General features: G+C 65.0%; 18 protein-coding genes and 1 rRNA gene. 15 read left to right on the top strand and 4 right to left on the bottom strand.

Annotated features, from left to right (window positions below; all coding sequences use genetic code 11):
• Positions 1-77 precede the first annotated feature (77 nt).
• Complete coding sequence (locus LFT46_RS03385) at positions 78-824, top strand: phosphoglyceromutase (protein WP_236801099.1); 747 nt, start codon at positions 78-80, stop codon at positions 822-824.
• Positions 825-964: 140 nt separating this feature from the next.
• On the opposite strand, the gene phoU is transcribed toward LFT46_RS03385, so the two are convergent.
• Positions 965-1,627: a phosphate signaling complex protein PhoU gene (gene phoU, locus LFT46_RS03390; RefSeq protein ID WP_236801100.1), complete on the bottom strand. Its 663-nt coding sequence runs from the start codon at positions 1,625-1,627 to the stop codon at positions 965-967.
• 205 nt (positions 1,628-1,832) lie between these two features.
• Here phoU and LFT46_RS03395 point away from each other — a divergent pair, with 205 nt between their 5' ends.
• Positions 1,833-3,101 carry a sensor histidine kinase gene (locus LFT46_RS03395; protein ID WP_236821979.1) on the top strand — a complete coding sequence of 423 codons (1,269 nt, stop codon included), beginning with the start codon at positions 1,833-1,835 and terminating at the stop codon, positions 3,099-3,101.
• On the top strand, positions 3,098-3,778 hold the full coding sequence (locus LFT46_RS03400; protein ID WP_056330255.1) for a response regulator transcription factor: 681 nt from the start codon (positions 3,098-3,100) through the stop codon (positions 3,776-3,778). The genes LFT46_RS03395 and LFT46_RS03400 overlap by 4 nt, the downstream gene beginning before the upstream one ends.
• A gap of 89 nt (positions 3,779-3,867) precedes the next feature.
• On the opposite strand, the gene LFT46_RS03405 is transcribed toward LFT46_RS03400, so the two are convergent.
• The gene (locus LFT46_RS03405; protein WP_236821980.1) at positions 3,868-4,479 is read right to left on the bottom strand and encodes a hypothetical protein; all 612 of its coding nucleotides are present in this window, start codon (positions 4,477-4,479) and stop codon (positions 3,868-3,870) included.
• 271 nt (positions 4,480-4,750) lie between these two features.
• Between LFT46_RS03405 and LFT46_RS03410 the strand changes: the two genes are divergently transcribed.
• From LFT46_RS03410 to LFT46_RS03445, 8 genes are all read left to right on the top strand, one after another.
• Complete coding sequence (locus tag LFT46_RS03410) at positions 4,751-5,233, top strand: CarD family transcriptional regulator (protein WP_011690592.1); 483 nt, start codon at positions 4,751-4,753, stop codon at positions 5,231-5,233.
• A 105-nt stretch (positions 5,234-5,338) separates the two neighbouring features.
• A complete protein-coding gene (gene ispD, locus LFT46_RS03415; protein WP_236821246.1) occupies positions 5,339-6,121 on the top strand; it encodes a 2-C-methyl-D-erythritol 4-phosphate cytidylyltransferase in 783 nt (260 codons plus the stop codon).
• Complete coding sequence (gene ispF, locus LFT46_RS03420) at positions 6,118-6,618, top strand: 2-C-methyl-D-erythritol 2,4-cyclodiphosphate synthase (protein WP_236821247.1); 501 nt, start codon at positions 6,118-6,120, stop codon at positions 6,616-6,618. Before ispD ends, ispF begins: the two co-directional genes overlap by 4 nt.
• A 21-nt stretch (positions 6,619-6,639) precedes the next feature.
• Positions 6,640-8,103 (top strand): cysteine--tRNA ligase, encoded by a 1,464-nt coding sequence (gene cysS / locus LFT46_RS03425; RefSeq protein WP_236821248.1) that lies wholly within the window; start codon positions 6,640-6,642, stop codon positions 8,101-8,103.
• A 108-nt stretch (positions 8,104-8,211) separates the two neighbouring features.
• Positions 8,212-9,201 (top strand): 23S rRNA (guanosine(2251)-2'-O)-methyltransferase RlmB, encoded by a 990-nt coding sequence (rlmB, locus tag LFT46_RS03430; protein ID WP_236801106.1) that lies wholly within the window; start codon positions 8,212-8,214, stop codon positions 9,199-9,201.
• A 102-nt stretch (positions 9,202-9,303) separates the two neighbouring features.
• Positions 9,304-11,409: a glycogen debranching protein GlgX gene (gene glgX, locus LFT46_RS03435; RefSeq protein WP_236821249.1), complete on the top strand. Its 2,106-nt coding sequence runs from the start codon at positions 9,304-9,306 to the stop codon at positions 11,407-11,409.
• A gap of 52 nt (positions 11,410-11,461) precedes the next feature.
• Complete coding sequence (locus LFT46_RS03440) at positions 11,462-11,950, top strand: ribonuclease domain-containing protein (RefSeq protein ID WP_236821250.1); 489 nt, start codon at positions 11,462-11,464, stop codon at positions 11,948-11,950.
• A 7-nt stretch (positions 11,951-11,957) separates the two neighbouring features.
• Positions 11,958-12,314: a barstar family protein gene (locus tag LFT46_RS03445; RefSeq protein ID WP_236801112.1), complete on the top strand. Its 357-nt coding sequence runs from the start codon at positions 11,958-11,960 to the stop codon at positions 12,312-12,314.
• A gap of 36 nt (positions 12,315-12,350) precedes the next feature.
• Here the strand turns inward: LFT46_RS03445 and LFT46_RS03450 are convergent, their stop codons facing one another.
• Together LFT46_RS03450 and glgP are read right to left on the bottom strand one after the other, a co-directional pair.
• Entirely contained in the window at positions 12,351-14,138 is a 1,788-nt protein-coding gene (locus LFT46_RS03450) for a thiamine pyrophosphate-requiring protein (protein ID WP_236821251.1), read from the bottom strand.
• 62 nt (positions 14,139-14,200) lie between these two features.
• Positions 14,201-16,819 carry an alpha-glucan family phosphorylase gene (glgP, locus tag LFT46_RS03455; protein ID WP_236821252.1) on the bottom strand — a complete coding sequence of 873 codons (2,619 nt, stop codon included), beginning with the start codon at positions 16,817-16,819 and terminating at the stop codon, positions 14,201-14,203.
• 190 nt (positions 16,820-17,009) lie between these two features.
• On the opposite strand from glgP, the gene LFT46_RS03460 reads away from it, so the two are divergent.
• The 4 genes from LFT46_RS03460 (at position 17,010) to LFT46_RS03475 (ending at position 26,533) form a co-directional block, all read left to right on the top strand.
• Positions 17,010-19,052, top strand: a complete 2,043-nt coding sequence (locus LFT46_RS03460; RefSeq protein ID WP_236821981.1) for an alpha-1,4-glucan--maltose-1-phosphate maltosyltransferase — start codon at positions 17,010-17,012, stop codon at positions 19,050-19,052.
• Positions 19,049-20,842 (top strand): maltose alpha-D-glucosyltransferase, encoded by a 1,794-nt coding sequence (treS, locus tag LFT46_RS03465; RefSeq protein ID WP_236801115.1) that lies wholly within the window; start codon positions 19,049-19,051, stop codon positions 20,840-20,842. The genes LFT46_RS03460 and treS overlap by 4 nt, the downstream gene beginning before the upstream one ends.
• A gap of 1 nt (position 20,843) precedes the next feature.
• Positions 20,844-24,536 (top strand): 1,4-alpha-glucan branching enzyme, encoded by a 3,693-nt coding sequence (locus LFT46_RS03470; protein ID WP_236821253.1) that lies wholly within the window; start codon positions 20,844-20,846, stop codon positions 24,534-24,536.
• 474 nt (positions 24,537-25,010) lie between these two features.
• A 16S ribosomal RNA gene (locus tag LFT46_RS03475) occupies positions 25,011-26,533 on the top strand.
• Positions 26,534-26,699: the final 166 nt, after the last annotated feature.

Genomic DNA, 26,699 nt, shown 5'->3' on the forward strand with positions numbered 1-26,699 from the left:
GAGGTTTGTGAGCGCGGTTGCGGGCCGGCCTTGTAACGCTGGGCGGGCGGCAACACTGCTCGGCTAGGATGAAAATCATGACTTACAAGCTGATTCTGCTGCGCCACGGCCACAGCGAATGGAACGCCAAGAACCTGTTCACCGGCTGGGTGGACGTTGACCTGAACGACCAGGGCCGTGCGGAAGCAGCGCGCGGAGGTGAGCTGCTGGTGGAGAACAACATCCTCCCTGACATCCTCTACACCTCCCTGCTGAAGCGGGCCATCAACACGGCCAACATCGCACTGGACAAGGCCGACCGCGGCTGGATCCCCGTCAAGCGCGACTGGCGCCTGAACGAACGCCACTATGGCGCGCTGCAGGGCAAGGACAAAGCCCAGACCCTGGCCGAGTTCGGTGAAGATCAGTTCATGGAATGGCGCCGCTCCTACGACACCCCGCCGCCGCCCCTGTCCGATGACTCCGAGTTCTCGCAGGCCCACGATCCCCGCTACGCGGACCTGGGCGACGCCCTCCCGCGCACCGAGTGCCTGAAAGACGTCCTGGTGCGGCTCCTGCCCTACTGGGAATCGGACATCAAGGAAGACCTCAAGGCCGGGAAGACCGTCCTGGTCACCGCGCACGGCAACTCGCTGCGCGCACTGGTCAAGCACCTGGACGGCATCAGCGATGAGGCCATCGCCGGGCTGAACATCCCCACGGGCATCCCGCTGGTGTACGAACTGGACGAAAACTTCCAGCCGATCAAGCCCGGCGGCACCTACCTCGATCCCGAGGCCGCCGAGCAGGCCATCCTGGCCGTCGCCAACCAGGGCAAAAAGTAAGACTTCGCGGTTCTTCGCCGGGTGCTCGGTCGTTCCTCCCTTAGGCGCACTCCGGCCGAAGAACGCGCTGCGTCAAAGGTGAAACGACGACGGCGGCTGGTCACCTCAGGTGACCAGCCGCCGTCGTCGTTCTACTGGGCTTAGCTGTGCTCGGTGGCGTTCGGCTGCCAGGCGCCCGTGACCAGGTAGGTCACCTTCTGGGCAACGGAAACTCCGTGGTCAGCGAACCGCTCAAAGTAACGGCTGGCCAGGGCCACGTCCACGGTGGTGGCGGGGGAGCCTGACCAATCGGGTGCCGCGATGGCCTTGAAGACGCTCAAGTGCAAATCGTTGATGGCGGTGTTGGCCTTGAGGATGTCCCGGGCCACCTCAAGGTCACGGCTCTCCAGGAGGACGGTCAGCTTGTCAGCGATTTCCTGGTCCAGTTCGGCCATTCGGTTGAACGTGTCCGTCATGGATTCCGGAATAACCGTGGAGGGGTACCGGAGGCGGGCCAGCTGGGCGATGTGGCGGGCCAGGTCGCCCATGCGCTCGAGGGAGGCGCTCATCCGGAGGGAACCTACGATCATGCGCAGGTCGCTGGCGACTGGACCCTGCAGCGCCAGAATGTCGATTGCCCGCTCATCCAGGCTGTTCTGCAGGAAGTCAATGCGCGCATCCGCTGCGATGACGTCCTGGGCGAGGTCCACGTCCGCTACCTGGAAGGAGGTAGTGGCCTTGGCCATCGCTTCGCTGACCAGCCGGGAAATCTCCACCAGCTGGTCACCGACCTGGGTGAGCTCTTCCTGAAAAACCTTACGCACGTAGGCGTCCTTTCCTTGGAACTCCCGCCGGCCGCTCCAGGGCAGCAGGAATCGTGTCGCCGTTGGGCGCTCTAACCAGCAACTCTGGCATCGTCCGGTGAACGATTATGCCCACACAGATGAACGTTAGTTGAACCGTTTGCCGGATGGCTCCAAAGACGGCGGACGGCTCCAGGCAAGAGCATAAAGTGGAGCTGTGGATCCTATGCTCATTGGTCTGGTCGCCGGCCTTATCGGCCTGGCGCTTGGCACGTTCGGCGTGCTTGCCTACCGGGTCAGCGAGAAGCAGCGTGAGCTGCTGGACGTCGAACCCGAGGAGCCTGCGCTGCCGGCCGGTGCAGCGGAGGTGCTTGCCGTCGTCGGACGTGCCTTTGTGGTGCTGGACGACGTGGATGGTGTGGTCCGTGCCAGCCCTGCAGCCTACGCCTACGGCCTGGTCCGAGGGCATACTGTGGTCCACAAGGAACTCCTGGACATGACGGCAGGGGTCCGGCGGGACGGCGTCATCCTGGAAAAGCAACTGGAGCTTCCGCGGGGACCGCTGGGGCAGGGGACCATCATCGTCCAGGTCCGGGCAGCCATGCTGGGTGAGGAATACATCCTCCTCCTCGCTGATGACCGCACTGAGATCACCCGGACCGAAGAGATCCGCAACGACTTCGTCGCCAACGTGTCGCACGAACTGAAAACCCCGGTGGGCGCCATCTCGCTGCTGGCCGAGGCACTCGAATCCTCCGCCGATGACGAGGAAGCCGTCCGGCGCTTCGCCAAGCGCATGCACAAGGAATCGGCCAGGCTGGCCGCCCTGGTCCAGGACATCATCGAACTTTCCCGTCTGCAGGGCGCCAGCGTGATCCAGCAGGGCGGACCCGTGGACATTAACTCGGTTATTGCCGAGGCCGTGGATCGGTCACAGCTTCCCGCGGAGAGCAAGAACATCAGCATCGTGGTGGGAGGACGAACCAACGGTAAGGTGTTCGGCGACCAGGACCTCCTGGTAACGGCCCTGCGGAACCTCATTGACAACGCCATCCGCTATTCACCCCCCAACACGCGGGTCGGCATCGGCGGGCGTTCCAGGGAAGGCCTGGTCTCGATTTCCGTGACCGACCAGGGGGAGGGGCTCAGCCCCGAGGAGCAGGAGCGCGTCTTCGAGCGCTTCTACCGGGTGGACGCGGCACGGTCGCGCCAGACCGGCGGCACAGGCCTGGGCCTGAGCATCGTCAAGCACGTGGCCTCCAACCACGGCGGTGAAGTGACGCTGTGGTCCCAGCCCGGGCAGGGATCCACCTTTACCCTCCGGCTGCCCGAAATGGAAGGGCAGGAGGGCGACGGCGGTCCTTCAGTTCCGGGAGCGCCGGCAGTGTTGCCGGCGCAGGTGCGGGAGACACCCGGGCAACCAACTCTGACCCAAGTACCCCGCGCCGCCGGCGCACCAGAACCGGGCGCTACAGAACAAGGAGCCAACGCTTGAGCAGGATTTTGATTGTGGAGGATGAGGAATCGTTCAGCGATCCCTTGTCCTATTTGCTGGGTAAAGAAGGGTTCGAGGTGGAGGTGGTGGACAACGGACTGGACGCCATCACCGAATTCGACCGCAACGGCGCAGACCTGGTGCTGCTCGACCTGCAGCTTCCGGGCCTCTCCGGCACCGAGGTGTGCCGCCAGCTGCGACAGCGCTCCAGCGTCCCCGTGATTATGCTGACCGCAAAGGACTCCGAGATCGACAAGGTAGTGGGCCTGGAGCTTGGCGCGGATGACTACGTGACCAAGCCGTACTCGTCCCGCGAACTGGTGGCCCGGGTCAGGGCCGTGCTGCGGCGCCAGGGTGAGCCGGAAGAGCTGATCTCGTCCACGGTCCAGGCCGGACCTGTCCGCATGGATATCGAGCGGCATGTGGTGAGCGTGGGGGGCGAGCAGGTCCTGCTTCCGCTGAAGGAATTCGAACTCCTGGAGATGCTCCTGCGCAACTCGGGCAGGGTGCTGACCCGGGGCCAGTTGATCGACCGCGTGTGGGGCTCCGACTATGTGGGCGACACCAAGACCCTGGATGTCCACGTGAAGCGGCTCCGCGGCAAGATCGAGCCCGATCCCTCCGCCCCGCGCTACCTGGTGACTGTCCGCGGCCTCGGTTATAAGTTCGAACCCTAAACGGGACGGACAGCGGCACAACAAAAGGGAGGAGCCCAGTGGGCTCCTCCCTTTTGTTGTGTTTGTTGGCCTCCGGGCCCGGTGACCGCTTAGCGGCTGGTGGCGGTTGCCGTTGCGCTCGGAGTGGCGCTGGCGGACGAGCTTGCCCCTGCCGATGTGCTGGCGGAGGAGCTGGTGCTGGCGGAGGAGCTTGCGCTGGCTGAAGAGGAAGACGTCGCCGAGGAGCTCGGGGTGGGGACGTAGTTCTTGTACTCCTGGAGGGTGGCGTCCAGGACCGGAACCTTCACCGTGTTGCTGACGTTGGTGCCGTTTTCGCTGATCTTGACGTCCACCAGGGAGCCAGGCTTGCCGCCGGTGGTGCTCAGGATGGCGGGATCAGATTTCTCGTTGAGCAGGGTGTAGGAGTTGGCTTTTACCGGAACCTCTGTCTGCGACCCCTTGGCGCCGTTGACCGTGAGCTTCACGTCCTTGGAGGAAGAGTTGTAGACGGCGCCGATGAGGCGGCCGGGCTCGTTTTCGCCCGTGGAGACGATGAGGATGTTCCGCAGCTGCAGGGGACCGAGGTCTGCGCGGATGCCGTCCGAGGCGGAGTACTGATGGCTGGTCTGCTGGGGCGTGATGTAACCGCAGCCCGCGGTCAGCAGGCTGGCGCCAAGGGCAGCAGCCGTCAGTGCCAGTTTGCCGCGCTGGGCCCGGTTCATCGCAGTGGAACGCACGTCACGTACTCCTCAAGAAATTTGAAGTCTTTTTCAGCCATAGCCTATCCGCAAAGAGGGTCAAACGAGGATTCGGCCGTGTCACAACCCCTATGGGAACGCTCACTTGATGCACTAATCTGCGCATTCGTCAAGAGGGTGGACGAGGTTGATTGGGCCGTTTTCCCGCGTATTTTCGCGGTTGCAGGCACTTTCCCCGGCCGGTCATATGCCTGAATCGTGATAAACTGGTCAGCGGGAAAGGGGAAATGTCCACATGGTATTTGAGGTCGGCGAGACAGTAGTTTACCCTCACCACGGTGCTGCGAAGATTGAAGAAATCAAGATGCGCACCATCAAGGGCGAAGAGAAGATGTATCTCAAGCTCAAGGTGGCCCAGGGTGATCTGACCATTGAAGTTCCAGCAGAGAACGTTGACCTTGTTGGGGTCCGGGACGTAGTGGGCAAGGAAGGCCTGGAGCACGTGTTCGATGTGCTCCGCGCCGAGTTCACCGAGGAGCCCACCAACTGGTCACGCAGGTACAAGGCAAACCTGGAGAAGCTTGCTTCCGGTGACGTCATCAAGGTGGCAGAGGTTGTTCGCGACCTGTGGCGCCGGGATCATGACCGGGGCCTTTCCGCAGGCGAGAAGCGAATGCTGGCCAAGGCCCGCCAGATTCTGATTTCAGAACTGGCGCTGGCTGAAAAGACCGACGAGGAGAAGGCTGCAAGCGTTCTCGACGAGGTCCTGGCTTCCTAAGAATTTAGCCCCGGCGCACGCAAGTGCCGCCGGGGCTTCTTTTTTTGGGCGCACCGGCGGTGCCCGCGCACCCGCCGGAAGTGCCGGCGTCGTAGGCTAGTCCGCATGAGTGAATCACCTCCGCGCCTGGTCACAGCCGTCATCCTGGTGGCCGCAGGTTCCGGGCAACGCCTCGGCTATGGCATGCCCAAGGCGGCCGTGCCGCTTGGCGGCGAGCCGATCCTGATGCATTCCCTGCGCGGCATCGTCGCGTCCGGGGTTGCCACGCAGGTGTGCGTCGCCTTGCCCGCGGGGGACCAGGGCCTGCGCCAGCTGTGCGACGACTTCCGCGGAGAACTCGCCGACGGCGGTCCCCTCCTGAGCCTTGTCGAAGGCGGGTCCACCAGGGCTGACTCCGTCCGGGCCGGCATCGCTGCCCTGATGGAGGGGATCGAGGCGGTGCTGGTGCACGATGCCGCGCGCGCACTGACACCTGAGTCGGTTTTCCACCGTGTGTCCGACGCGCTGGCCGCCGGTGCAGATGCCGTCATTCCCGCGCTTCCGGTCGTGGACACGGTCAAGACCGTAGCCGCCACCGCGGGGGAGGGCGCGGCTTTCGCCCCCGAGGTTGTTACCGGGACTGCCCGCCGCGAGGAACTGCGCGCGGTCCAGACGCCCCAGGGTTTCAGGATCGACACCCTGTTGCAGGGCCACCAGGCGGCACAGTCCTTGGACGAGGAACAGTCCGCGGCTGTCACCGATGACGCCATGCTGGTTGAAATGCTCGGCACTTCCGTCCACGTGGTCCGCGGATCAACGCAGTCCCTCAAAATCACCACTCCGCTGGACCTGATCTTCGCCGAAGGCCTCCTGGAAGGCCCGCTCGGAGCCCGGTGGGTGGAAGGATGAGCCACGACATGGTCCTCCCGCGGACCGGCGTGGGAATCGACGTCCATGCCTACGCCCCCCACGACGCCCCACGCCCGCTCTGGCTGGGTGGCCTGCTCTGGCCCGGAGAACGCGGCCTCGCCGGGCACTCTGACGGCGATGCCGTGGCGCACGCTGCCGCGGACGCGCTGTTCTCCGCCGCCGGCATCGGGGACCTTGGCACGCACTTCGGCACGGACCGGCCCGAGTTTGCCGGCGCCTCCGGTGCCACCCTCCTGGCCGAGGCAGCCCGGATTGTCCGGGCAGCCGGCTTCGAGATCGGCAACGTTGCGGTGCAGTTCGTGGCTAACCGGCCCAAGTTCGGGCCCCGCCGGGAGGAATCCCAAAGAGTCCTCAGCGAAGCGGCGGGCGCGCATGTGGGGGTCACGGCAACCACCAGCGACGGCTTGGGCTTCACCGGACGTGGAGAGGGCATCTCCGCGGTAGCCACCGCCCTGGTGTACCCGCAGCAGTCCTAAGCCATCGGCTAGTCTGGAGCGGTGACCCTGCGCTTCTATGACACTGCCTCCGCCGAAGTCCGGAACTTCGTCCCCCTCATCGAGGGCAAGGCCAGCCTCTATTACTGCGGGGCCACCGTCCAGGGCATGCCGCACGTGGGCCACATCCGTTCCGCCATCGCTTTCGACCAGCTGACGCGCTGGCTGCAGTACCGGGGCCTGCGGGTCACCGTCGTCCGCAACGTGACGGACATCGATGACAAGATCCTGGCCAAGTCTGAGGCTTCCTTCGCGCCGGACTTCAGCCCGGAAGCGGGGGAGGTGCCCCGCGAAGAGTGGTGGGCGCTGGCGTACCGCTACGAGCGCGAATTCCTGAAGGCGTACGACACCCTCGGCGTTTCCCGCCCTACCTACGAACCTCGGGCCACCGGGCATATCCCCGAGATGCACGCCCTGATCCAGCAGCTGATTGAGCGCGGCCACGCCTACCCTGCCCTTGACGATTCCGGGGACGTCTACTTCGACGTCCGCTCCTGGGACCGGTATGGTGCGTTGACCCGGCAGAACATCGACGACATGCAGGCAGCGCCCGACGCCGATCCCCGCGGCAAGAAGGACCCCCGCGACTTTGCGCTGTGGAAGGGCTCCAAGGAAGGAGAGCCGGCCACCGCCAGCTGGGCCTCGCCCTGGGGCAAGGGCCGGCCGGGCTGGCATCTTGAGTGCTCCGCTATGGTCACCAAGTACCTCGGCACTGCTTTCGATATCCACGGCGGCGGCCTGGACCTGCGCTTCCCGCACCACGAAAACGAGATGGCGCAGTCGCAGGCGGCCGGCCATTCGTTCGCCAACTTCTGGATGCACAACGGGATGGTGACCTACCAGGGCGAGAAGATGTCCAAGTCCATCGGCAACACCATCAGCCCTGCCGAGATGCTGGAGCTGGCCCCGCCACGCGTGGTGCGGTACTACCTTGGCCAGGCGCATTACCGCTCGGTGCTGGATTACCGGCCCACCTCGCTGCAGGAGGCCGCGGCCGCCGTCGAACGCATAGACGGGTTCCTGGCCAAGGCCGCGGCACGGTTCGGCGGCGACGCCGGGATCGCCGATGGCAACCACGGCCCCTCCTCCGGAATCGACGCATTCTGCGAAGCCATGGACGACGACCTCAACGTTCCCCGCGCCCTGGCGGCGTTGCACGAGACGGTCCGGGCCGGCAACACTGCCCTGGCGGAAGGTGACGACGCCGCCGCACGGGATGCGATGCACGCAGTGGTCCTCATGACGGACGTCCTGGGCCTCAACGCCGTCGCCGGGTCCGCAGCCGTGAACACGCGGGAGGCCGAGGCGCTGGAGGTCCTCGTGGAAGCCCAACTGGCAGCGCGCGCAGCTGCCCGCGCCGAAAAGGACTGGGCGGCTTCCGATGCCATCCGGGACACCCTGAACCAGGCCGGCGTGGTGGTGGAGGACGGCCCGGATGGCGCCACCTGGAGCCTCAAGCGCGACTGAACCCTGCCCAGCCCGGTTGAACCCCACTCACCGGCGGCCAGCCCCGATTTTTTTCGGGTCAGTAGACTGGTATGCAGACTCAGTCAGCACAATCAAGGGTGGAACATCATGGCCAACAATGGTCGCCGATCGGTGAAAGCGAAGAAGGGCCCAACCGTCGGAACCGGGGGCCACGGCCGCAAGGCCCTCGAAGGCAAGGGCCCCACGCCCAAGGCCGAGGACCGCGTCTACCACAAGGCCCACAAGGCACGGCAGCTCGCCGAACGGTCCGCCGCGAAGCGCGGTACCGGTGCCCGCAGCGCCGGCGCCGCCAAATCCGGCCCCAAGGGACGCGCCACCGAGGAAGTGGTCACCGGACGCAACTCGGTGGTTGAAGCCCTCCGCGCCGGCATCCCCGCCAAGGCACTGCACGTGGCCATCCGCATCGAGATGGACGACCGCGTCAAGGAATCCCTGAAGCTTGCCGCCGAACGCGGCATTCCGCTGATGGAGACCGGCAAGCCCGAGCTGGACCGGATGACGGATGACGCCGTCCACCAGGGCCTGGTGCTGCAGATCCCGCCCTACGAGTACCAGGACGCTTACGAACTGGCCGAAGAAACCGTGGAGAAGTGGAAGAAGGGGCACGTTGCCAACGCCCCGCTCTTCGTCGCCCTGGACGGCATCACTGACCCCCGGAACCTGGGCGCCATCATCCGCTCCGTCTCCGCGTTCAGCGGCCACGGCGTCATCGTGCCCGAGCGCCGCTCCGTGGGCGTCACCGCCGCCGCATGGAAGACCAGCGCCGGCGCCGCAGTCCGCGTCCCGGTGGCCCGCGCCTCCAACCTGAACAACGCCCTGAAGCAGTTCAAGAACATGGGCATTTTCGTGCTGGGGCTCGACGGCGACGGCGACGTTTCGCTGCCGGACCTCACCCTGGCCACCGAACCGGTGTGCATCGTGGTGGGCTCGGAAGGAAAGGGCCTGAGCCGCCTGGTCCGGGAAAACTGCGACCAGATTGTCTCCATCCCCATCGATTCCGCCATGGAGTCGCTCAACGCCTCGATGGCCGTGGGCATCTCGCTGTACGAGGTCTCACGCCAGCGCGCCGCGGGATAGTTTCGGCGGGATAGTTTCTCCGGGACTTGATCCCGGGCAGGTTGCCGGCGCCGCAGGGGTGTCCGGGCTGGTCAAGTGCTGCTGACCGCTACTATTTAGGTGATGGTCATGCCGCTTTTCGACACAACATCCGCCATGGACGCCTCCACGGCTGTTCCGCTTGGGGTGAGCGTTCCGCGCGCGGATTCCGGCGGCACCCGCCACCACACGGGCGGACGGGCCAACGTTGCCTGCTTCGCGCCGGCCGTCTCCAGCCTGGACATCGTCTACTGCCCTCCGGGCGGCCAGTGGCGGATCCAGACCCTGGCCAACATCACAAAAGGCGTCCACCACGGCATCGTTGAGGACATGCCCTACGGCTCGCGCTACGGCTTCCGTCCGTCATCGGACACCCGGCCGTTGCCGCCGGCCCTTATCCCGGGCAACGGGAACGGTTCGGGCAGGCAGCCCCTCCTGCTGGACCCGTACGGCAGGGGAATCGACCAGCGCGGCGGCGTCCTCACCAGTGTCCGCACCGCCACCGAGTTCGACTGGGGAACCGATGAACGCCTTAGTCTTCCCTGGCGCAACACCATCGTCTATGAAGCCCATGTGCGCGGCCAGAGCATGCTGCACCCGGATGTGCCGGAAAAACTGAGGGGCACCTACGCCGGCCTGGCGCATCCTGCCGTCGTCGAGCACCTCACCAGCCTGGGCATCACGTCTGTCCAGCTGCTGCCAGTCCACTTCCACATCGATGAGCCGCACCTGCAGGATCTGGGCCTCAGCAACTACTGGGGCTACAACACCGCTGCCTTTTTTGCCCCCCACCCGGGGTACGCCACCCAGGCGGCACAGGAAGCCGGTGCCCAGGCTGTCCAGGACGAGTTCAAGGCCATGGTCAAGGCGCTGCACGCCGCCGGGCTGGAGGTCATCCTCGACGTCGTCTACAACCACACCGCGGAAGGCGGAGAGGACGGGCCGGTCCTAAGCTTCAAGGGCTTGGGGGAGGACACGTACTACCGGGTGGACGGCCACGGCAAGTTCGTCGATACCACCGGCTGCGGCAACTCGCTCAACTTTGCTGAACCACGGGTGGTCCAGCTGGTGACTGACTCGATGCGGTACTGGGTGGACGAGTTCCACATCGACGGCTTCCGCTTCGACCTGGCTGTCACGCTGTGCCGCAATGCGGCGAACGAATTCGACCCCAAGCACCCCTTCCTCACCGGCGTCGCCGCCGATCCCGTCCTGTCCGAGGTCAAGCTGATCGCCGAACCCTGGGACATTGGCTACGGCGGCTGGCAGACCGGCCAGTTCCCGCCCGGGTGGGTGGACTGGAACGACCACTTCCGGGACGCAGTGCGGACCTTTTGGCTGGCAGACAGGGCGGCGATCGATTCCGGCGGCCACGGCGGGACCATGGCCAAGCTGGCGGACGCCCTGTCCGGTTCCGCAGGCCTCTTCCAGGCCTCCGGCCGTTCGCGCCTGGCCTCGGTCAACTTTGTTACCGCCCACGACGGCTTCACCATGAACGACCTGGTGTCCTACGACCGCAAGCACAACGAGGACAACGGCGAAGAGAACAGGGACGGGCACGGGGACAACCGCAGCTACAACCACGGTGTGGAGGGCCCTACCGAGAACGGTGCGATCCTGGCCAAGCGGGCCCAGTCCAGGCGCAACCTGATGGCATCGCTGATGGTCTCGCTGGGGGTGCCCATGATCACTGCCGGAGACGAGCTGGCAAGGACGCAGCAGGGCAACAACAACGCCTACTGCCAGGACAACCACATCACCTGGCTGGACTGGACGCTCTCGCCGGAGGCACACGAAATGCTGCGCAGCACCAAGCGGTACATCCGGTTGCGCAAAGAGTTCCTGGCCGCCCAGCCCCACGACTTCCCGGTCCGGGACGAGCAGTCCTATCTGTACTGGTTCGACCAGGACGGGCAGCCCATGTCCGCCGAACGCTGGAATGATCCGCAGCAACGTGTCATGCAGCTGCTGCTCGGCGATGACGGCGGCGACCTTGCTGGCCTTGTGGTGGTCAACGGCAGCGCCTCGGACGTGCAGGTCACCCTTCCGAACACAGGGAGGCCGGCCCCCAGCCTGTTCGAGCTTCGGCTGACTACCTCACCGCGCCACAAGGAGCGGCAGGGCATACAGGTGCCGTCGGGGGAAACGGACCTCGCGGAGGCCAACTCCATCAACATCTACCGCACGTAGCCAGAAACTACCCAGCCCCAGAACAACCAGGACCAGCCGGCAGGTACCCCGAATGCGCAACCGCTCCATCGTTCCCTTGCTCATCACCACCCTGGTGGTGCTGGCCATGGTGGCGTTCGGCGGGGCCGGGCTACTGGGCGGGCAGACGGAAAGTACGACGCCGGGAACGGCTTCCAGCCAGGCGTCCCCTCCGGGCGGCGCGGCTGCGTCCGGGGCGGCGAAGCAGTCTGCGCCCCACCGCGCTGCCAACCCGTCCAGCCTGCCCGAAATCAGGGAGTCCTCGCTCCCGGTCGAAGGCCGCAGGGTGCTGGCGCTGATCCGCGCGGGCGGCCCGTACCCGTACAGCCAGGATGACCAGGTCTTCGGCAACTTCGAGCGGGTCCTGCCGGCCAGGGACCGGGGCTACTACCGCGAATACACCGTCCCCACGCCCGGCGAAGGGGACCGGGGCGCACGGCGCATCGTGGCAGGGAACGGCGGCGAGAAGTATTACACGGGTGACCACTACGCAACGTTCAAGTACATAGCGGAAGGCAGTTAGCACAACCATGAAAATCTTCTCCGGCGACACCTGGACCCTGGAAGAACTGCAGGAACAGGTTGCCGACGCCGGGCGCCGCAGCGTGGTGGTCCCGCCGGCGGACAGCAAGCGCGCGGTCCTGGAAACCTTCGGCGAGGTCCTGGGCTTTCCCGAACACTATGGCGTGAACCTCGATGCCCTGAACGACTCGCTCCACGACTTCGCCGACAGCATTACCGACAACGGCAATCCGCCCGTCACGGTGCTGTGGCAGGTGGCCGCCCCGTTCCGCAGCGACCGGTCGTTCGGCATCATCTGCGAAATCCTGCAGGATGCCGAACGGTACGCGGGCAAGGACCTTGCCGTCACGGCAGTGCTGCTCTGAATCAGACCTTGATGCCCTAACCCCGCGCCGCCAGCGCTAGCCCTGCGGGCGCTCCTCGTGCGAAACATAGGTGTCCAGCAGTGCCGAGGCCCTGCCGCCGTCGTCCTCCGCCGCCAAGCCCTTCCGCATGCTTTCCGCTTTTTCCCGCCCTGCCGGGAAGGGCGGGAGAAGCGGGACTTCGGGGTCGGTCAGCACCTCGATCACCACGGGGCAGTCCGCGGCGAAGGCCTGGTCCCACGCGTCTGCAAGACGCTCCGGATCCTCGACCCGGATGCCTTTGAGCCCCAGCAGGTCGGCGTAGCCGGCAAAGGGAAAATCGGGCAATTCCTGGCTCGCCGCAAACCGCGGCTCCGCCTCCGACTCGCGCTGTTCCCAGGTAACCTCGGTCAGCTCCCGGTTGTTGAAGACGCACACCACGAACCGCGGGTCCTGCCACTGGCGCCAGCGGTGCGCCACCGTGACCAGCTCGGCCACGCCCAGCATCTGCATCGCGCCATCGCCGGCCAGGGCCAGCAGCGGACGGTCAGGGTGCGCCAGCTTGGCAGCGATGCCGTACGGGATGGAGCAGCCCATGCTGGCGAGGGTCCCGGAGAGGTGGGCAGGGACACCCTGGGGGAGCGTCAGTTGGCGGGCGTACCAGTACACGCAGCTCCCGACGTCGACACTCACCAGGGCGTCTTCGGGAAGCCGGCCATTGAGCTCGCGCACCACACGTTCCGGGTTGACAGGGCTGGCGGGGACAGCGGCGCGGTCTGCAGCCAGGATGCGCCAACGGCTGACTTCTTCCTCCACCTCGGAGCGCCACGGGGTCCGCGGACGGTGTTCCAGCCGTTGGTTGAGGGCGTCAAGGGCTGAAGCGGCGTCGCCTGCCAGGCCCACCTCCACGGGGTAGCGGTTGCCGATCTTCTTTTCGTCGATGTCGATCTGGACGGTACGGGCCGCACCGGGCGGCGGATAGAACTCGGTCCAGGGATCGTTGGAGCCCACAATCAGGAGAGCGTCGCAGGTGCCCAGCAGGTGCGCGCTGGCCGTGGTGCCGAGGTGTCCCATGGTTCCCACCGCGATGGGCAGGGTCTCATCCACGTAGGGCTTGCCCAGCAGGCTGGTGGCGATTCCAGCGCCAAGCTTCTCGGCAATCGCCACTACTTCCTCGCGCGCGTGCCTTGCTCCCTGGCCCACCAGGAGCGCCACCCGTTCCGCCGAGTTGAGCAGGGCGGCCGCGGCTGCAAGGTCCTCTTCGCGCGGCGTCTTGGCTGCGGCGCTCCAGGACGGGGCGGTGACCACGATGCCGTGCTGCTGTTCAAGCTCCGGCGCCGGCGCGGACTGCACGTCGTGCGGGATGATCACCACGCAGGGGGAGGAGGTAGCCTTCGCCGTCCGGAAGGCCCGGTCCAGCACCATGGGCACCTGCTCCGCCGTGCTGACCTGCTGCACGAACTGGGAAGCAACGTCCTTGAACAGCGCCATGAGGTCGATTTCCTGCATGTAGGCAGAACCCAGCACGGTGCGGCTTTGCTGCCCCACGACGGCCACCACCGGCACGCCGTCCAGCTTGGCGTCGTACAGCCCGTTGAGCAGGTGGACGGCGCCGGGGCCTTGGGTGGACGTAACCACTCCTACGCCGCCGGTGTATTTTGCATGGCCCACGGCCATGAACGCCGCGGACTCCTCATGCCGCGCCTGGACAAACTCAACACGGCCCTCGGTGCGGCGCAGGGCGCCCATGAACCCGTTGATGCCGTCGCCGCTGTAGCCGAAGACCCGGTCCACACCCCACGTGGTGAGGCGCTCCACAATTACATCGGCCACCGTACGTTCGGTCATTGGTCCTCCTGGGTCGGGTTCCTGGCCTGCCTGCCAGGAACCGTACCCATCAGACCCGGGGGCTAAGCGTTGACGATCAGTCCCAGCTCGGCCTTGGAGGCCAGTGCTTCGTGCCGCGGCAGGACCCGTACGGTGTAGCCGAACGGCCCCGAGCGGTCAATCACCAGGGAACCGCTGAACAGATGGCGGCCGTTGCCCAGGTCCTCCTTCACCTGCAGCTCCATCATGGTGATGTCCGCCAGGGTGTCATTCTCTTCCGCCCGCCCGTAGGCCACCTCCACGCAGACATCGTCGGGGGTGAGCGCGTTCAGGGCCACGTAGGCGTTGACCTGCAGGGTGTCGCCGATCTGCGGGTCCTCGGAAACGCCCACGGAGTCCACATGCTCCACATGCACCTGCGGCCACGCGCCGCGGACCTTTGCCGACCAGGACGCCAGCGCCCGGGCCTGGGCGTAGGAGTTGGCGGTGGCGCTGCGGCCTGCATCCGCGGCGGGGCGGTACAGGGTGTTCACGTAGTCCCGGAGCATGCGTTCGGCCGAGACCTGCGGCCCCAGGTGGGACAGGGTGTGCTTGATCATGGACACCCAGTGGGTGGGCACCGTTTCGCTCCTGGTGGTCGACGGCCCCGCAGCCCCGGCGCCCTCAGAGACCGTGCTCCCGTAGAAGCGCGGAGCCACCTGCGTTTCCAGCAGCTCGTAGAGCGCGGCAGCTTCGATGTCGTCGCGTTCCTCCGGCGAGGCGTCGTTGTTGGCGGTGGGGATGGCCCAGCCGTTCTCGCCGTCGTACATCTCATCCCACCAGCCATCCAGGACGGACAGGTTCAGGGACCCGTTCAGTGCCGCCTTCATGCCTGACGTGCCGCAGGCTTCCAAAGGCCGCAGCGGATTGTTCAGCCAGACGTCGCAGCCGGGGAACAGGGTCCTGGCCATGGCGATGTCGTAGTTGGGAAGGAATGCGATCCGGTGCCTGATTTCCGGATCATCCGAGAAACGCACCAGGTCCTGGATCATCTTCTTGCCGGCGTCATCGGCGGGGTGGGACTTGCCGGCGATGACCAGCTGGATGGGGTGTTCTTTGTGCAGGAGCAGTGCCTTCAGCCGGGCAGGTTCGCGCAGCATCAGGGTGAGCCGCTTGTACGTGGGCACACGGCGGGCGAACCCGATGGTGAGCACGTCCGGGTCAAGGACGTTGTCTGTCCAGCCCAGCTCGGCGTCGGCGGCGCCGCGCTTCTTCCATGCGGCACGCAGCCTGCGCCGGACGTCCTCCACCAGGGCAGCCCGCAGCTCCCGGCGCAGGGCCCAGACATCGGCGTCGCTGACGTTGTAGGCGAGGTCCCACTTGCCCAGCGCTTCAGCCTCGCTGCCGAACTGGTCGCGGGCCAGCTTGGAGATGCGGCTGTCCACCCACGTGGGCACGTGGACGCCGTTGGTCACCGAGGTGATGGGCACCTCCGAGTGGTCGAAGCCCGGCCACAGCGCGGAGAACATGCCGCGGGACACCTCGCCGTGGAGCTTGGCGACGCCGTTGGCGCGCTGGGCCAGGCGCAGGCCCATGACGGCCATGTTGAAGACGGAGGGGTTTCCGTCCGCGTAGTTTTCCCGGCCGAGTTCCAGGATCCGGTCCACCGGCACCGCGGGGGCCAGCCCGGCCTGGAAGAAGTGGCTGATCTGGTTGATTTCGAACCGGTCGATGCCGGCCGGGACCGGCGTGTGGGTGGTGAACACCGTTGAGGCGCGCCCGGCGGCCAGCGCTTCGTCGAAGGTCAGTGCCTGTTCGCCGGACATCAGTTCCTGGATGCGTTCGATCCCCAGGAAGCCCGCGTGCCCTTCGTTGGTGTGGAACACCTCCGGTGCGGGGCAGCCGGTCAGCTTCTGGAAGGCGCGCAGGGCCTTGACCCCGCCCATCCCCAGCAGGAGCTCCTGCTGCAGCCGGTGGTCGCCGCCGCCGCCGTACAACCGGTCGGTGATGCTGCGGGCGGCGTCGTCGTTGCCGGGAACGTTGGAGTCCAGGAGGAGCAGGGGCACGCGTCCGACGTCGGCCCGCCAGATGTGTGCCAGCAGGCGCCGGCCGTTGGGCAGGGGGAGGGAGACCTGCAGGGCCTTGCCGTTGCCGTCCGGGGAGGGCTCCCGGAGCAGGGTGAGGGGGAGGCCGTCCGGGTCCAGGACGGGGTAGGTCTCCTGCTGCCAGGCATCGCGGGAGAGCGACTGCTTGAAGTAGCCGGCCTGGTAGAGCAGGCCCACCCCGATGAGGGGGACGCCCAGGTCCGAGGCTGCCTTGAGGTGGTCGCCGGCGAGGATGCCCAGGCCACCCGAATACTGGGGAAGCACCTCGGTGATGCCGAACTCGGGGGAGAAGTAGGCAATGGAGGCGGGTGCATCCGCGCCCAGCCCCTGGTACCAGCGCGGCTCCTCAAGGTACCGGTCGAGGTCCTTTTCGGCGGCGCGCACCCGCTCCACCACGGACTGGTCCGCAGCGAGCTGCTGGAACTCCTCGCGACTGACCATCCCCAGGAAACCGATGGGGTCCTGCCCACTTTCCTCCCAGAGGCGCGGGTTCAAGCCGGCGAAAAGTTCCCGGGTAGGGCGGTGCCAGGACCACCGCAAATTGCTGGCCAGCCTGGCCAGCGGCCGAATGGGCTCGGGGAGGACTGTACGGACCGTAAACCTGCGGATTGCCTTCACCTGCGTCACACTAACCGACAACATGCGCGGCCGGAACCAGCTTTCGGTTTCTTTTGGGTAAATGACAGGGGCATGAAGAAATTGGCCGCGGCACGGCGGATTTAGTGAGCAGGCTTAGCAATCCTGCTCATTTCTCGCTAACGTCAAGCCTGTGACGACTAACTCAGGAACCAGTGCAGCATCCACCAAAATGCCCCAGCGCCGAATCACCGAGGGCCTGCGGTTCGGACGTTTTCCCATCACCGCCGTGCAGCCTGTCGTTGAGGACGGCAAGTTCCCGGCCAAGGCCCTGCCCGGCGAGGGGATCGTGGTGGGCGCCACCGCCTTCCGCGAAGGCCATGACATGCTCGGCGTCAGCGCAGTGCTGCTGGACCCGTCCGGTGCAGAGCGCCAGCGCGTCCGGCTTGCGCCGCCCCGCGGGGAACGCGGAATGGGGACCGACCGCTGGGAAGGCATCCTCACGCCGTCGGAAACCGGAAACTGGTCCTTCGTCATCGAAGCCTGGCACGACCGCTACGGCACCTGGCACCACAACGCTGAAGTGAAGATCGACGCCGGCATCGACGTCGAACTCATGCTTGCGGAGGGTGCCAAGCTGCTTGGCGAAGCCGCCGCGGAGGACTTTCGGGACGACGTGGACCGGGCAGCCCTGCAGCGTGCCGCGGACGTCCTCGCGGACCAGTCCCGCGGCACCGAGGAACGCCTCGGGGCCGGGTTCAGCGCGGAAATCGCGGACATCGTTGCCCGTCAGCCCATCCGCGAACTGGTGACCGTGTCGCGGAAATACCCGCTGCTGGTGGAGCGGGACCGTGCCGGCCGTGGCGCCTGGTACGAGTTCTTCCCCCGGTCCGAAGGCGCCGTCAAGGACCACAACACCGGCACCTGGACCTCAGGGAACTTCCGGACCGCGGCAAAACGGCTCGACGCCGTGGCCGCCATGGGATTCGACGTCCTGTACATGCCGCCTATCCATCCCATCGGACTGCAGCACCGCAAGGGCCCCAACAACACGCTCGTGGCGGGCCCCAACGACCCCGGCTCGCCCTGGGCGATCGGAGCCAAGGAGGGCGGCCATGACGCCATCCATCCCGACCTCGGTTCCTTTGAGGACTTCGATGCCTTCGTGGCCCGTGCCAACGAGCTGGGCCTGGAAGTAGCCCTGGACCTCGCGCTCCAGGCCGCCCCGGACCACCCCTGGGTGCAGTCCCACCCGGAATGGTTTACCACGCGCGTGGACGGCAGCATTGCCTACGCGGAAAACCCGCCAAAGAAGTACCAGGACATATATCCGCTCAATTTCGATAATGACCCGGAAGGCCTTTCGCAGGAAATTCTGCGGATTGTGCTGCTCTGGGTCAGCCATGGCGTAAAGATCTTCCGCGTGGATAACCCGCACACCAAACCCGTCTGGTTCTGGGAATGGCTTATTGCCGAAGTGAATAAAACGGAGCCCGGCGTGGTGTTCCTCGCCGAGGCCTTCACCCGACCCGCCATGATGCACGCACTGGGCAGGGCAGGCTTCCAGCAGTCGTACACCTACTTCACCTGGCGGAACACCAAGAAGGAAATCGAGTCGTACTTCGACGAAGTCAGCCACGAGTCCCCGGCCTTCTTCCGCCCCAACTTCTTCGTCAACACCCCCGACATCCTCACTGAATACCTGCAATATGGGGGACCGGCGGCGTTCCGGATCCGGGCGGTGCTTGCCTCCACGGGCAGCCCACTCTGGGGTGTCTACGCGGGCTACGAACTGTTCGAGCACGTGGCCCGGCCCGGGGCGGAGGAGTACATCGACAACGAGAAGTTCGAATACAAGGCCCGCGACTGGGATGCGGCCGCGGAATCAGGGCGCTCGCTGGCCCCGTACATCACGCGGCTGAACCACATCCGGCGGGACCACCCGGCGCTGCTGGACCTGCAGAACCTGACGGTCCACCAGAGCACGGATGAGTCCACTGTGGTCTTCTCCAAGCACAAGACGCTGCCCGATGGCTCCAAGGACACCATCATCGTGGTGGTCAATGTGGATCCGCACGTCACCAAGGAATGCAGCGTGGCGCTGGACCTGGCAGCCCTGGAACTGGACCCGCAGGACCTTACACCGGGCGGCGGCTTCTATGTGGATGACCTGATCTCCGGCCAAAGCTGGGAATGGGGCGAGTACAACTACGTGCGCCTGGATCCGCACGTGGAGCCCGCCCACATCCTCAGCGTGAGGAGAATGCATCAGTGAATTTCAATCCGCAAAGTTCCGGCCACTTCACCCCAAAGAGCACGTTCGAGCTAAATGCGCCCGGCCTGCAGCATGACCCGTTGTGGTACCGCAAGGCAGTGTTCTACGAAGTACTTGTGCGGGCCTTTGCGGATGCCAACGGCGATGGGTCCGGGGACTTCTCCGGACTCATCGACCGGCTGGACTACCTGCAGTGGCTGGGCGTTGACTGCCTTTGGCTGCCCCCGTTCTTCCAGTCGCCGCTGCGGGACGGCGGTTATGACATTTCCGACTACAACTCCGTCCTGGACGAGTTCGGCACCATCAGCGACTTCAAGCGCCTGGTGGCAGAGGCCCACGCCCGCGGCGTCCGGGTGATCATCGACCTTCCGCTGAACCACACCTCGGACCAGCACCCCTGGTTCCAGGAATCCCGCAAGGACCCGGACGGGCCCTTCGGTGACTTCTACGTCTGGAGCGACACCGACGAGAAGTACCAGGACGCCCGCATCATCTTCGTGGACACGGAGGAATCGAACTGGACGTTCGATCCCATCCGCCGGCAGTTCTTCTGGCACCGGTTTTTCAGCCACCAGCCGGACCTGAACTTCGAGAATCCGGCGGTGATCGACGCCGTCTTCGACGTGGTCCGGTTCTGGCTGGACCAGGGAATCGATGGTTTCCGGGCAGACGCCATCCCCTACCTCTACGAGGAGGAGGGCACCAACTGCGAGAACCTGCCGGCAACGCATGAGTTCCTCCGGGACCTGCGGGCCATGGTGGATGAAAACTACCCGGGCCGGGTGATCATCGCCGAAGCAAACCAGCCGCCCAACGAGGTGGTGGAGTATTTCGGGACCGCGGAGGAGCCCGAATGCCACATGGCTTTCCACTTCCCCATCATGCCCCGCCTGTATTACGCCCTGCGGGACCAAAAGGCCGCACCTATCATCCAAACAATGCGCGAAACCCCGGATATCCCTGAGGGCGCCCAATGGGGAACGTTCCTCCGCAACCACGACGAATTGACCCTGGAAATGGTCACCGCCGATGAGCGGGCGGCCATGCTGGGGTGGTACGCGCCCGACCCACGCATGCGCGCCAACATTGGCATCCGGCGGCGGCTGGCACCGCTGCTGGACAACTCACGGGCCGAGATCGAGCTGATCAACGCACTGCTGCTCTCGCTTCCCGGCAGCCCGTTCCTGTACTACGGGGATGAAATCGGCATGGGGGACAATATCTGGCTCGAGGACCGCGACGCCGTCCGCACGCCCATGCAGTGGAACCCGGACCGGAACGCCGGTTTCTCGCACGCGGATCCCGGAAAGCTGTACCTGCCGCCCATCCAGTCCCTGGTGTACAACTACGGCATGGCCAACGTGGAAGCGGAGGCCGCACATTCAGGGTCCCTCCTGCGCTGGACCAGGCAGATCCTCAGCGTCCGCAAGAACCACCCCGCCTTTGGGCTGGGCGGATTCAAACATGTGGAAGCAGACCACGACGCTGTCCTGGCGTACCTGAGGGAGCTGCCAGCCGGCAATCCTGCCGGTGCCGACGCCGAGACCATCCTTTGTGCCTTCAACCTTTCCCAGCACCCGGTGGCTGCCACACTGCGCATCCCCGAGTATGCCGGGCGGGGGCTCCGTGACGTCTTCGGCGGCCAGATCTTCCCTGGCATCGGCGACGACGGCAGCCTCACCTTGACCATCGGAAGCCACGATTTCTTCTGGCTCCGGTTGCGCTCGGCGGGTTCCAACCCGTCGTCGCCCTACACCCAGGCCATGCCCATCCTGTCGATAGAGAACTGAGATGAATCAGCCAATCCTCACTCCCGCCCTCACCGCGCTGCTCAAGGAATGGCTGCCGCAGCAGCGGTGGTTTCCCGTCAAAACCCCCGATTTCGATGTCTCCCAGGCAGGCAGCCTGGGGCTGACCGACCCCAGCGGACACGCAGCACTGGCCGTGTTCCTCCTCAATGTCACCACGGAGGGGCCCGACGGCGGCGTACGGACGGCCGTGGTCCAGGTTCCCTTGAGCTTCCGGCCGGCACCGGCAGGCGGGATGGAGCGGGCCCTGGTGGGCAACGCGGCGGGAATGGATCCCACCCGCCCCTGGGTCTACGACGCAGTGCACGACCCCGACTTCGTGGGCGCGTGGTTGGAACTAATCCGGCAGGAGGAGAAAGCCGCCAGCGGCACCGCCAGGGGGTTCCGGGTCGACGGTCCTTACCGGCTGCCCACCGCCAAGGGCGTTGTGAAGGTGCTCTCCGGCGAGCAGTCCAACAGCTCCGTCATGGTGGACGACGGCGAATCGGCCGCCATGGTGAAATTCTTCCGGGTGCTTTCGGACGGCACCAACCCTGAGATTGAAGTGGGTGCCGCCCTAACGAAGGCCGGCACCGCCGAGGTCCCAGCCACCCTTGGCTGGGTCAGGGGGGAGTGGCTGGGGCAAGGAGCCGAGGGTAATGCCGGCTCCGGTACCAGGTATGTCCAGGGTGAGCTTGCCGTGGCCCACGAGTTCCTCGCCGGCGGCCGGGACGCCTGGCGCTTGGCGGTGGACGCCGCGCGCTCGGGCAGGGACTTTACGGCAGAAGCCCGGGCCCTTGGTGCGGCAACGGCGACAGTGCACAAGCGCCTGGCGGAGGCTTTGGGGCAATCAGCCCAGCCTGAACCCGGCAAGGAGGCAGGACCTGCCGTTGCCCAGCGTGTCCGCACCGCCTGGGCTGAAGCCCGTGCCGCCGTCGGGCCTTACGACGATGCCCTGAACGCGCTGCTGGCCAACTTGGACAAAACGCCGGCCGGGCCGCTGCAGCGCATCCACGGCGACCTGCACCTGGGCCAGATCCTCCTGGTGACCGGCCAGTCCGGCGACGAGTCGCGGTGGGCCATCCTGGACTTCGAGGGTGAGCCGCTGCGGCCCATTGCCGAACGTAACGTCCCGGACGTCCCCCTGCGCGACGTCGTGGGGATGCTCCGGTCCTTCGACTACGCAGCCGGAGCAGCGCAGCGCGAACAGGACGGCGCGCAGGTCCCGGACACATGGGTGGACGACTGCGCCGATGCTTTCCTGGCAGGGTATGCCGGGGTCATTCCCGGCACGGTGGATCGGACCTCACCGCTGTTTGTGGCATTGTGGCTGGACAAGGCGCTGTACGAAGTTGTTTATGAAATGCGGAACAGGCCCGACTGGGTGGCGATTCCTGTAAACGCCTCCAGGCGGCTCCTGGGCAGTAATGGTGCCGGCGGCTCCGCCGGTGCAGCATCGGAAGGTAACAAAATGACAGGCTCAGCACGAACTGACCGCCCGGGGGTGCCCCTGCACGTGGATGAAGGCACTCTGGGCAGGATCGCGAACGGTGAACACCACGCCCCCCACTCCGTCCTGGGCGCGCACCTGGACGACCACGGCCATGTCACCATCCGGACCGTGAAGCACCTCGCCGAAGCAATCACCGTGGTCACCCAGGCCGGTGAAGTTCCCATGCAGCATGAGGCCCACGGCGTGTGGGTTGCGGTCCTGGAACCAGTGGAGCAGGGACACGTTCCGGATTACCGGCTCTCGGTGACCTACCCGGGCAAGGAACCGGTGACGGTTGACGAGCCCTACCGCTACCTGCCAACCGTGGGTGAAGTGGACCTGCACCTCGTCGGCGAAGGCCGGCACGAGAAGCTGTGGAAGGTGCTCGGCGCCCACGTCCAGCACTACAAGTCATCGCTGGGCGACGTCAACGGTGTGTCGTTTGCCGTGTGGGCTCCCAATGCGCAGGCAGTCCGCGTCAAGGGCGACTTCAACGCGTGGGACGGCCGCGAGAACTCCATGCGCTCGCTGGGTTCCTCCGGTGTCTGGGAAGTTTTCATTCCCGGCGTTACGGCAGGGGCTTGCTACAAGTTCGAGATCCTGACACGGGGCGGCTACTGGGTTGAAAAGGCCGACCCCCTGGCGTTCGGCACCGAGGTTCCTCCGTTGACCGCGTCCCGGGTGGTGGAGCCGTCGTACGCCTTCAAGGACAACGAATGGATGGAAGCGCGGGCCAACCGCGACCCCCACAACTCCGCCATGAGCGTCTACGAGGTGCACCTGGGATCCTGGCGCCTTGGCCTCGGCTACCGGGAGCTCGCCAAGGAACTGGTGGAGTACGTGAAGTGGCTCGGGTTCACCCACGTCGAATTCATGCCCGTCGCCGAGCACCCCTTCGGCGGTTCCTGGGGTTACCAGGTCACGTCCTACTACGCCCCCACGTCCAGGTTCGGCCACCCGGATGAGTTCCGCTACCTGGTGGACGCCCTCCACCAGGCCGGCATCGGCGTGCTGCTGGACTGGGTGCCGGCGCACTTCCCCAAGGATGCCTGGGCCCTGGCCCGGTTCGACGGGGAGCCGCTGTACGAGCACTCCGACCCCGCCTTGGGCGAACACCCCGACTGGGGCACCCTCATTTTCGATTTTGGCCGCTCCGAGGTCCGGAACTTCCTGGTGGCGAACGCCCTCTACTGGCTGGAGGAGTTCCACATCGACGGCCTGCGCGTGGACGCGGTGGCCTCCATGCTCTACCTGGACTACTCCCGGCAGGAAGGCCAGTGGCGGCCCAACCGCTTCGGCGGCAGGGAGAACCTGGAAGCCATCTCCTTCCTGCAGGAAGTCAACGCCACCGTGTACAAGACCCACCCGGGCGCTGTCATGATCGCGGAGGAATCCACTGCGTTCCCCGGCGTTACCGCGCCCACCAGCCACGGCGGCCTGGGCTTCGGCCTGAAGTGGAACATGGGCTGGATGCACGATTCGCTCAAGTACATCTCCGAGGACCCCTACAACCGCAGGTGGCACCACGGCACGGTGACCTTCTCCCTGGTATATGCCTTCACGGAGAACTTCCTGCTGCCGATCAGCCACGACGAGGTAGTGCACGGCAAGGGCTCCATGCTCCGCAAGATGCCCGGCGACCGCTGGCAGCAGTTGGCCAACCTCCGCGCCTTCTTTGCCTACCAGTGGGCGCACCCCGGCAAGCAGCTCATTTTCATGGGCACCGAATTTGGCCAGGAGGCCGAATGGTCTGAGCAGCACGGCCTGGACTGGTGGCTCGCGGACATTCCTGCACACAGGGGACTGCAGTTGCTGACCAAGGACCTGAACGAGTTGTACGCATCCACTCCGGCCCTCTACACGCAGGACAACGTTCCCGCCGGGTTCCAGTGGATCAACGGCGGCGATGCAGACCGGAACGTCCTGTCCTTCATCCGGTGGGATGCCGACGGCAACCCGGTCGTGTGCGCTATCAACTTCTCCGGCGCCCCACATGTTGGCTACACCCTCGGCGTCCCGTCGGCCGGCGCCTGGACCGAGGTCCTCAACACGGACCACACCACGTACGGCGGATCGGGCGTCCTGAACGAAGGCGAACTGAAGGCAACCGACCATGGACAGGACGGCCAGCCGGCCACCTTGACCGTTACGCTGCCGCCGCTTGGTGCGTCCTACTTCAAGCCGGGAGCAGCATCGGCTGAGTGATCCCGCCCGGCGTTGAACAAGCCGGTTCTGAGTGAGCGAAAGGCCCGGAATCCGCGTGATTCCGGGCCTTTCAGCTGCTTGGAGGACGTCCGTCCAGGGTGGAGTGGCAATCCCGGAAGAGTGGTGGTACAGTTTATTTCCGCGCTGCTCCACGGAGTCAGACGGAAAACACGATCCCCTAAAGCTTATGCTGAGGATGGTCGCGGACGCCGGTTTGACACGCAGGATGCCAGCGGGTAAGTTTGAAAAGTTGCTCCGGAGCGATCCTGAACGTTGGTTTGGGTGGTGCCGGGTGTGTCTGTTGTTTGAGAACTCAATAGTGTGCCAAGTTTGTTGATACCGATTATGTAATGTGATTGGTTGATTGTGCTGTGCCGCCACGCCGTGGTGTGCATGGTGTTTTTGGCTGGTTTCAAATTTTGTGCAGCCGTGGTCGCCGTTATTTCCGGTGGTTGTGGTTGTGTCTGTTTGTTTTCAACGGAGAGTTTGATCCTGGCTCAGGATGAACGCTGGCGGCGTGCTTAACACATGCAAGTCGAACGATGATGCCAGCTTGCTGGTGGATTAGTGGCGAACGGGTGAGTAACACGTGAGTAACCTGCCCTTGACTCTGGGATAAGCCTGGGAAACTGGGTCTAATACCGGATATGACTGATCATCGCATGGTGGTTGGTGGAAAGCTTTTGTGGTTTTGGATGGACTCGCGGCCTATCAGCTTGTTGGTGGGGTAATGGCCTACCAAGGCGACGACGGGTAGCCGGCCTGAGAGGGTGACCGGCCACACTGGGACTGAGACACGGCCCAGACTCCTACGGGAGGCAGCAGTGGGGAATATTGCACAATGGGCGAAAGCCTGATGCAGCGACGCCGCGTGAGGGATGACGGCCTTCGGGTTGTAAACCTCTTTCAGTAGGGAAGAAGCGTAAGTGACGGTACCTGCAGAAGAAGCGCCGGCTAACTACGTGCCAGCAGCCGCGGTAATACGTAGGGCGCAAGCGTTATCCGGAATTATTGGGCGTAAAGAGCTCGTAGGCGGTTTGTCGCGTCTGCCGTGAAAGTCCGGGGCTCAACTCCGGATCTGCGGTGGGTACGGGCAGACTAGAGTGATGTAGGGGAGACTGGAATTCCTGGTGTAGCGGTGAAATGCGCAGATATCAGGAGGAACACCGATGGCGAAGGCAGGTCTCTGGGCATTAACTGACGCTGAGGAGCGAAAGCATGGGGAGCGAACAGGATTAGATACCCTGGTAGTCCATGCCGTAAACGTTGGGCACTAGGTGTGGGGGACATTCCACGTTTTCCGCGCCGTAGCTAACGCATTAAGTGCCCCGCCTGGGGAGTACGGCCGCAAGGCTAAAACTCAAAGGAATTGACGGGGGCCCGCACAAGCGGCGGAGCATGCGGATTAATTCGATGCAACGCGAAGAACCTTACCAAGGCTTGACATGAACCAGACCGGGCTGGAAACAGTCCTTCCCCTTTGGGGTTGGTTTACAGGTGGTGCATGGTTGTCGTCAGCTCGTGTCGTGAGATGTTGGGTTAAGTCCCGCAACGAGCGCAACCCTCGTTCCATGTTGCCAGCGGGTAGTGCCGGGGACTCATGGGAGACTGCCGGGGTCAACTCGGAGGAAGGTGGGGACGACGTCAAATCATCATGCCCCTTATGTCTTGGGCTTCACGCATGCTACAATGGCCGGTACAAAGGGTTGCGATACTGTGAGGTGGAGCTAATCCCAAAAAGCCGGTCTCAGTTCGGATTGGGGTCTGCAACTCGACCCCATGAAGTCGGAGTCGCTAGTAATCGCAGATCAGCAACGCTGCGGTGAATACGTTCCCGGGCCTTGTACACACCGCCCGTCAAGTCACGAAAGTTGGTAACACCCGAAGCCGGTGGCCTAACCCCTTGTGGGAGGGAGCTGTCGAAGGTGGGACTGGCGATTGGGACTAAGTCGTAACAAGGTAGCCGTACCGGAAGGTGCGGCTGGATCACCTCCTTTCTAAGGAGCACCTACAATGATCCGTCGCCAATGCATGTTGGTGGTGGGTGTGTTGTCAGGAGTAAAGGCCCGTTGCACGGACGACTGTTCCGTGGCGGGTGCTCAAGGGTGGAATATCAACAAATAGCGGCTGTCTGGTCTTGTGGTCTTCTTTAGTACGAACCCT

Origin of the sequence: Arthrobacter sp. FW306-07-I (assembly GCF_021800405.1) — a bacterium.
In the GTDB taxonomy this organism is placed as follows: Bacteria; Actinomycetota; Actinomycetes; order Actinomycetales; family Micrococcaceae; genus Arthrobacter.

What these genes read in the sequence shown, in the direction of transcription:
- LFT46_RS03385 (WP_236801099.1), top strand. Translation starts at nt 78, where the DNA reads ATGACTTACAAGCTGATTCTGCTGCGCCACGGCCACAGCGAATGGAAC.
- LFT46_RS03395 (WP_236821979.1), top strand. Translation starts at nt 1,833, where the DNA reads ATGCTCATTGGTCTGGTCGCCGGCCTTATCGGCCTGGCGCTTGGCACG.
- LFT46_RS03405 (WP_236821980.1), bottom strand. Translation starts at nt 4,479, where the DNA reads ATGAACCGGGCCCAGCGCGGCAAACTGGCACTGACGGCTGCTGCCCTT.
- LFT46_RS03410 (WP_011690592.1), top strand. Translation starts at nt 4,751, where the DNA reads ATGGTATTTGAGGTCGGCGAGACAGTAGTTTACCCTCACCACGGTGCT.
- ispD (WP_236821246.1), top strand. Translation starts at nt 5,339, where the DNA reads ATGAGTGAATCACCTCCGCGCCTGGTCACAGCCGTCATCCTGGTGGCC.
- ispF (WP_236821247.1), top strand. Translation starts at nt 6,118, where the DNA reads ATGAGCCACGACATGGTCCTCCCGCGGACCGGCGTGGGAATCGACGTC.
- rlmB (WP_236801106.1), top strand. Translation starts at nt 8,212, where the DNA reads ATGGCCAACAATGGTCGCCGATCGGTGAAAGCGAAGAAGGGCCCAACC.
- glgX (WP_236821249.1), top strand. Translation starts at nt 9,304, where the DNA reads ATGGTCATGCCGCTTTTCGACACAACATCCGCCATGGACGCCTCCACG.
- LFT46_RS03440 (WP_236821250.1), top strand. Translation starts at nt 11,462, where the DNA reads ATGCGCAACCGCTCCATCGTTCCCTTGCTCATCACCACCCTGGTGGTG.
- LFT46_RS03445 (WP_236801112.1), top strand. Translation starts at nt 11,958, where the DNA reads ATGAAAATCTTCTCCGGCGACACCTGGACCCTGGAAGAACTGCAGGAA.
- LFT46_RS03450 (WP_236821251.1), bottom strand. Translation starts at nt 14,138, where the DNA reads ATGACCGAACGTACGGTGGCCGATGTAATTGTGGAGCGCCTCACCACG.
- LFT46_RS03460 (WP_236821981.1), top strand. Translation starts at nt 17,010, where the DNA reads ATGCCCCAGCGCCGAATCACCGAGGGCCTGCGGTTCGGACGTTTTCCC.
- LFT46_RS03470 (WP_236821253.1), top strand. Translation starts at nt 20,844, where the DNA reads ATGAATCAGCCAATCCTCACTCCCGCCCTCACCGCGCTGCTCAAGGAA.